The following is a 6,237-nucleotide window of genomic DNA, read 5'->3' as shown; positions in this document are numbered from 1 at the left end:
TAACGCCTCAGGTATAGGAAGGGGCCCCTGTTAACACCTACGGCCGTCAGCGGGTCGGCCAGACCCGCCAGTTCTGCCAGGACCGGCTCGGGGTCGGGCCGCGCTGCCCCTGGTAGCGCGACCCGTACACCGCCGATCCGTACGGGTGCTCGGCCGGCGAGGAGAGCCGGAAGATGCAGAGCTGGCCGATCTTCATGCCCGGCCAGAGGGTGATCGGCAGGTTCGCCACGTTGGACAGTTCCAGCGTGACGTGCCCGGAGAACCCCGGGTCGATGAAACCCGCCGTGGAGTGGGTGAGCAGCCCGAGCCGGCCCAGGCTCGACTTGCCCTCCAGGCGGCCGGCGAGCTGGTCGCCCAGCGAGATCACCTCGAGCGTCGAGGCGAGCACGAACTCGCCCGGGTGCAGCACGAACGGCTCGCCCTCGGGAACCTCCACCATCGACGTCAGGTCGTCCTGCTGAATGGACGGGTCGATGTGGGTGTAGAGGTGGTTGTTGAAGACCCGGAAGAGCCGGTCCAGGCGTACGTCGATGCTGGACGGTTGCACCAGCGTGGGCTCGAAGGGCTCCAGCGCGAGCGTGCCCGCCTTGATCTCGGAGACCAGGTCGCGGTCGGAGAGCAGCATCGGAACACCATAGCGACCGGTACGGGTGACCTGCGTGTCGGACTACATCTTCGTACACCTGTTCGATAGAATGTCCGCATGGCTTCCTGGTCCGAATTCGCCGCCGACGAGCCCCGACTCGCCGACGAGATCCGCCTTCTCCTGCAGCAGTACGGGCCGGGCTTCGGCTACCTCGCCACGGTCCGGGCCGACGGTGGCCCCCGGGTCCACCCGGTCTCCCCGGTCATCACCGACGACGGGCTCTACTGCTTCGTCATCGACTCGCCCAAGCGTCGTGACCTCGAACGTGACGGCCGGTACGCGCTGCACTCGTTCCCCCCGGAGGAGAGCGACGACGAGGCGTACGTGGCCGGCCGGGCCCGCCCGGTGACCGACCCGGCGACGCTGGCCCGGGTGGTCGAGCTCGGCCGGGCCGCCCCGCAGGTCGACTGGCGGCTGTTCGAGTTCACCGTCGACGTGGCGATGCTGACCCGCCGCGACCAGACCTCCCAGCCGGGCGCCGGTCGGCCGCAGGTGCGGGTCTGGCTCGATCCGGGGGCGACCGCCGTGTCCCGGTGTGCCGTGGTCGCGGCCGAGGGTCGGCGCGGCGGCCGGCACGGCTTCGACACCCGCCGCCCAGCCGCCTGACGGTCCATCAATGCGCCGGTGCCGGCCCCGTCCGAGGAGGACGGGGCCGGCACCGGCGTTTCTGGTGCGGGGTGCTCAGGCCGCGCGGTAGGCGTTCCACGCGTTGATCATCCGGCTCGCCTGGCCGGGGGTGAACTCGTACATGCACGAGTCGTACGTGTAGTCCATGAAGTTGTGGATCGGGTCCTGGCCGGCCGTGGAGCAGGTGTCCCGACCGGTCGGGCACTGGTAGGCCGGCGAGGACTCGGCCGGAGTGTCCGAGACGCTGTCACCCGAGCCGGAGCAGCCGCCCTGGAAGGTGTGGTAGAGGTTCAGCCAGTGGCCGATCTCGTGGGTGCCGGTGTCACCCTCGTTGTAGTTGGTCGCGGTGCCGCCCGGCAGCGACTCGTTCAGCGCGACCACGCCGTCCATGCTGTCGAGCTTGCGCTTCGGGAAGGTGGCCCAGCCGAGGAGGTTGTCGCTCAGCTCGCCCAGGTAGAGGTTGAGCGTGTTCTTGCCGCCCTCGCGGAGCGAGGACTTCATCTGCCGCTCGGCCGAGGAGCCCTGCACGATCGGGTACCAGGCCGCGTTGGTGACGTGGTGCACCTTCTGCAGCTGGAAGCTGAACGCGGTCGGCGCGCCGCCGGTGCCGCCGCTGTAGGCGGTGTTCAGCACGGAGATCTGCTGGGTGACCATCGAGTCCGGGATGTTGCCACCGGCGCGGGTGCTGTCCCGCTGGATGACGTGCACGACGACCGGAACGGTGACGCTGGCCAGCGGGGTGGCGGCCTGGGCGCCGGCGCGGAAGGCGGCCCGGTCGCGCAGCGCGGCGGCGAGGTCCGCCTCGCGCTCGGTGACCTGCTTGGCGGTCAGCGCGTTCGGGTCGAGCTTGGTGCTGCCGCCCTTGGCGACCCGGGCGTCCGAGTGGACGTCGGCGGGCTCGGCGCACGAGCCGGCCGGGGCGGCCGAGAAGGCGGAGGCAGCGGGGACGACTCCCACCGCCGCGGTGCTGAGCATCAGCGCGAAGGTCGTCGTCGCGACGCCGGCGGCACGCCGGGTCAGCAGGTTGGGACGAAGCCCCATGGGCCCACCTCTTTCTGGCGGCGCGACAGGGGGTGTGTCACGCCGAGTCGGAGAACGTGTGGGAGACGTTACATCCGATCGACAGATTTGAGAACGCCCATATGTTGCCGCCGTGAAACTTCCCGCCGTCCCCCTGTTTCAAGATCGTTTCCGCGCGGTTGCCGGGCGGCCGGCGGGCCGCCACGGGGGTACCTGGGTGCACGGAGGTGATGACCTCAGGTACAGTGGTGCCGCCTGCGGGTGTAGTTCAATGGCAGAACATCAGCTTCCCAAGCTGACAGTGCGGGTTCGATTCCCGTCACCCGCTCCAGCACGAGGGCCCTGGTCGTGGCGCGAGTCACAGCCAGGGCCTTCGACGTTCCAAGATCGGCAATCGCGCGGCGGGCCTTCAGCCTGCCGTCAGCCCTGGATCTCCGGACCACCCCGCGACGCGGCTGCCCGTGCTTCGTCGCGGCGAGGCAGCCGGTCAGACTCGGGAAGAGAACCAACCAGTGCCGCCAGGTCGCCATGCACGAGGGGAAGGCCGCCCAGCTCGCTGATCCCCACCCAGGCGATGTCGTCATGCTCATCAGGTGCACGGTTGGTCGGAGAGCCAACCCAGTCGCCAACCTGCCAGACGCCCACGTGAACGGCGTCCTCACCACTGCCGGCATGCAGGTCGCCCAACCGTGAAGCGGACTCCGCCACAATGTCAACACCGAGCTCCTCGCGCATCTCACGCGCGAGGGCCTGCAGTTCCGACTCACCCGCTTCGACATGCCCCCCGGGCAGATCCCAGAGATCCGGGTATGCCCGGCGGGTCGGGCTGCGGTGTACTAACAGGACCGCGCCGTTCTCAACGAGTGCCCCTGTGACGACGACATGCATGGCCGGATTAGAGCACCGGGATGTGACAGCCCGTCCAGCCAGAGGGGACGCCCGGACGCCCGGATCTGGTCGTACCAGCAGCTCGGGCGGGACCGGGTGGCTACCTCGGCCAGCCAACAGCGTCGAGGAACTCCTCCACGGCGACGACGACCCGACTGAGCACCGCGATGGACTCGGTGAGCGGGCCGGGTACGTACATGCCGTGGTCCGCGCCTGCCACCTCCAGCACATGGGGCGACAGCCGGCGGGCGAGGTCACCGTCCCACAGCTTGTCGGCAGTGCCACCCACGAGCAGGAACGGCGCGGTTGCGCGGCCCAACGCGTCAGCCACCCACGGCAGGGTGAGCAGGGGCGTGAGCCACACGGCGGGCAGGGACCTCTCGGCGGCGATCGCTGCCGCGTTCGTGCCGAGCGACTTGCCGATCAGCAGCGGGCGACCGCCAATGGTGTCGAGCAGCGGAACGATCTCATCGCCGACCCAGCTCTCGATTTCTGGCTGATCAAGCTTCGGAAACTCCTGGGACCACGAGTGCCGGTGTACTTTCGCGCCGCGCTGCTCCGCCACATCGCCGGCATACATCAGCAGCGGAGCGCCCGGCCCGAACCGGCCTCCGGGAATCACGACAGCGTCAGCCATGCGGACGACCCTAGCGGTCAGGACAGCTCCAGCGTGCAGTCCATGTGCGACAGGGTCGGCATCATCGGGTGAGCCTGGCCGCTTCGCGGCTGCTGGACGAGGATGGCGGCCGCCAGCCCACCGCCGCTGGTCGGGTCCGTCAGTCGCCGGCTCCTTCCGTCGCGGCGTCGGGTCGAAGAGCGCCAGTTCCTCCGGCGTCGGGCGCTCCCGTTGGAAGAAGGCCCAGGCCGGCGTGAACTCCTCGTCGGTGACCCGGAAGACGCCGGGCCCCGGAGCGGCGTTCCTCGGCCGGAGCCGGTCGAGGAACGCCTGCCGGGAGGGCTCCAAGCGCTGCCCGGCAGGCCGCAGGTCAGGAAGAGGGTGGCGGTCACGGCTGCCGGACGGCGGCGGCGAGCCGGTGCAGCAGCGCCAGGTCCGCCCGGTCGACGTCCCGAGGCTCGTAGCCGCGGTGAAAGAGCAGCTGCTGCTCCACCGAGATGCAGTCGACCCGGCGGCCGGCGATGGTCCCGGTGGTGAAGCACCCCCTCGGCCAGCGGAAGCTGGTGCCGTCCAGGCCGGCCTGGTGGCCGTCGCGGGCCTCGTCGAAGGCCAGCGGGTGGAGGTCCACCCGGCCCCGCCCGCCCGCGACCACCTCGACGCGTACCGGACGCCAGTCGGTTTCCACGGCGTACCCGAGGCGCGCGAGCGCCCGCAGCGCGGCCGACTCGTGCTCGGCCGGTACGGCCAGGTCCAGGTCGCGGTGCGGCCGGGTCTGCTCGCCGAGCAGGGCGTCCACCCCCCAACCGCCGCTGATCCAGGCCGGGCAGCCGGCCGTGGCGAGGGCGTCCAGGACGGTGTGCACCTCCGCCGCGCCCATGCCGTCGCCGTTGCGCAGGTCGAGCACGTGCCGGCGGCACGGGCGGCCGTTGATCACCACCTCGCCGGTCGGAACGAATCCGGTGCGTCGCAACACCGCGAGCGACGCGTGGTTGGTCAGCGCCGCCGCCGCGACCAGCCGGTGCAGCCCGTACGCGTCGCGGGCCAACGCGCAGACCCGGCGCACCCCGTCCTGGGCCACGCCCCGGCCGGTGGCCCGCTCGGCCACCCGGTAACCCAGCTCGGCGCTGCCGTCGGCCACGTCCACCAGGTTGAACCGGCCCAGCACGACGTCGTCGTCAACCAGGACGTGGAAATGGCACCGACCGGTCGCCTGCTCCGCCAGCAGGCCCGCGAGCCGCGCGGCGAACTCGGCGAAGTAGTCGTCGCCCCGGTCCGACACGAACCGCGCGAAGTACGCCCGGTTCTCCCGCTCGAAGCGGAGCAGCGCGGGGGCGTGCCGGGCGTCGAGCCGCTGGAGTTCGGGCATCGCGACACGCTAGCAACGGAACCGGCCGGTCCGTCACCCGTTTCCGGGCGACCGGACGTCCGCCAGCAGTTCCTCCACGGCGTTGAACTCGTCCGGGCGCAGCGGCCCGTGCGCGAGCGCGCCCGCGTTCTGCTCGACCTGGGCCACGGTCCGGAAACCCGGGATCGGGACGGTGGCCTCGCTGCGGGCCCACAGCCAGGCCAGCGCCCCCTGCGTGGGCGTACGTCCGCCGGTGGCGAAGACCTCGCGCAGGGCCTCCACCCGTGTCAACCACTCCGGTGCCCCGGCACCGTCGCGGAAGTACGCCAGCCACTCGTAGCCCTGCGAGCGGACGTCGTCCCGGGCCACCGTGCGCCCGTCGGCGTACTTGCCGCTGAGCAGCCCCATCGCGAGCGGCCCCCGGTTGACGCTGGCCTGCCCGGAGCGCTCGCACACCTCGATCATCGAGGGCCGGTCGGCCAGCACCGACATGTCGTGTTGGATGGCGGTGCAGTGCGGACCGGCGGCGGCGAAGGCCGAGGCGCGCTCCGGATCGTCGGTGCTCCACCCGTACGCCCGGATCTTGCCGGCGGTGACCAGCTCCTCCAGCGGGCCGATCAGCTCCAGGGCCTCCGCCACGGGCAGGTCGCCGAGGTGCAGCTGGTAGAGGTCGACATGGTCGGTGCCCAGCCGCCGCAGCGAGCCGTCCAGGCAGCTGCGCAGGTACGCGACGCTGCCGTCGGTGCCCAGCGCCTCCCGGGTGAGCTCGTCGAAGGTGAACCCCCACTTCGATGCGATGACCACCCGGTCCCGGTCGGCGCCGAGCGCCTTGCCGAGGATCACCTCGCTGTGCCCGGCGCCGTAGCTGCTCGCCGTGTCGAAGAAGGTGACCCCCAGCTCGACCGCCCGGCGGACGGCCCGGATCGACTCGGCGTCGTCGACCCGGCCCCAGCCGTACTGGTTGCTGCCGCCCGCGTACGGGCCACCGATCGCCCAGCAGCCCATGCCCAGCGCGCTGACCTGGATCCCGCTCCGTCCCAACGTTCGATTCATGACCGCGAGTCTTCCGGTTCGAGCGCGCTCGAGGTCAAGCCC

Annotated in this window: 7 protein-coding genes and 1 tRNA gene; 2 read left to right on the top strand and 6 right to left on the bottom strand. The window is 71.2% G+C overall.

Features of this window, described 5'->3' with window-relative positions:
- Positions 1–46: 46 nt before the first annotated feature.
- On the bottom strand, positions 47–625 hold the full coding sequence (gene dcd / locus EFE23_RS21405) for a dCTP deaminase (RefSeq protein ID WP_123242721.1): 579 nt from the start codon (positions 623–625) through the stop codon (positions 47–49).
- Between the two features lie 78 nt (positions 626–703).
- Here dcd and EFE23_RS21400 point away from each other — a divergent pair, with 78 nt between their 5' ends.
- On the top strand, positions 704–1,252 hold the full coding sequence (locus tag EFE23_RS21400; protein ID WP_123242720.1) for a pyridoxamine 5'-phosphate oxidase family protein: 549 nt from the start codon (positions 704–706) through the stop codon (positions 1,250–1,252).
- Between the two features lie 75 nt (positions 1,253–1,327).
- On the opposite strand, the gene EFE23_RS21395 is transcribed toward EFE23_RS21400, so the two are convergent.
- Positions 1,328–2,314, bottom strand: coding sequence for a zinc metalloprotease (locus EFE23_RS21395; protein WP_123242719.1), 987 nt, complete (start codon positions 2,312–2,314; stop codon positions 1,328–1,330).
- A 236-nt stretch (positions 2,315–2,550) separates the two neighbouring features.
- On the opposite strand from EFE23_RS21395, the gene EFE23_RS21390 reads away from it, so the two are divergent.
- Positions 2,551–2,624: transfer RNA gene (locus EFE23_RS21390), tRNA-Gly, on the top strand.
- Between the two features lie 89 nt (positions 2,625–2,713).
- On the opposite strand, the gene EFE23_RS21385 is transcribed toward EFE23_RS21390, so the two are convergent.
- From EFE23_RS21385 to EFE23_RS21365, 4 genes are all read right to left on the bottom strand, one after another.
- Entirely contained in the window at positions 2,714–3,181 is a 468-nt protein-coding gene (locus EFE23_RS21385; RefSeq protein ID WP_123242718.1) for an NUDIX domain-containing protein, read from the bottom strand.
- Between the two features lie 100 nt (positions 3,182–3,281).
- The gene (locus EFE23_RS21380; protein ID WP_123242717.1) at positions 3,282–3,818 is read right to left on the bottom strand and encodes an alpha/beta fold hydrolase; all 537 of its coding nucleotides are present in this window, start codon (positions 3,816–3,818) and stop codon (positions 3,282–3,284) included.
- A gap of 367 nt (positions 3,819–4,185) precedes the next feature.
- Complete coding sequence (locus tag EFE23_RS28595; RefSeq protein ID WP_199737169.1) at positions 4,186–5,163, bottom strand: GNAT family N-acetyltransferase; 978 nt, start codon at positions 5,161–5,163, stop codon at positions 4,186–4,188.
- A gap of 33 nt (positions 5,164–5,196) precedes the next feature.
- Positions 5,197–6,195 (bottom strand): aldo/keto reductase, encoded by a 999-nt coding sequence (locus tag EFE23_RS21365; RefSeq protein ID WP_123242716.1) that lies wholly within the window; start codon positions 6,193–6,195, stop codon positions 5,197–5,199.
- Between the last annotated feature and the right edge of the window lie 42 nt (positions 6,196–6,237).

This window comes from Micromonospora solifontis, assembly GCF_003725545.1.
GTDB lineage: Bacteria > Actinomycetota > Actinomycetes > Mycobacteriales > Micromonosporaceae > Micromonospora > Micromonospora solifontis.
This window is presented reverse-complemented; position numbering and strand designations above follow the sequence as displayed.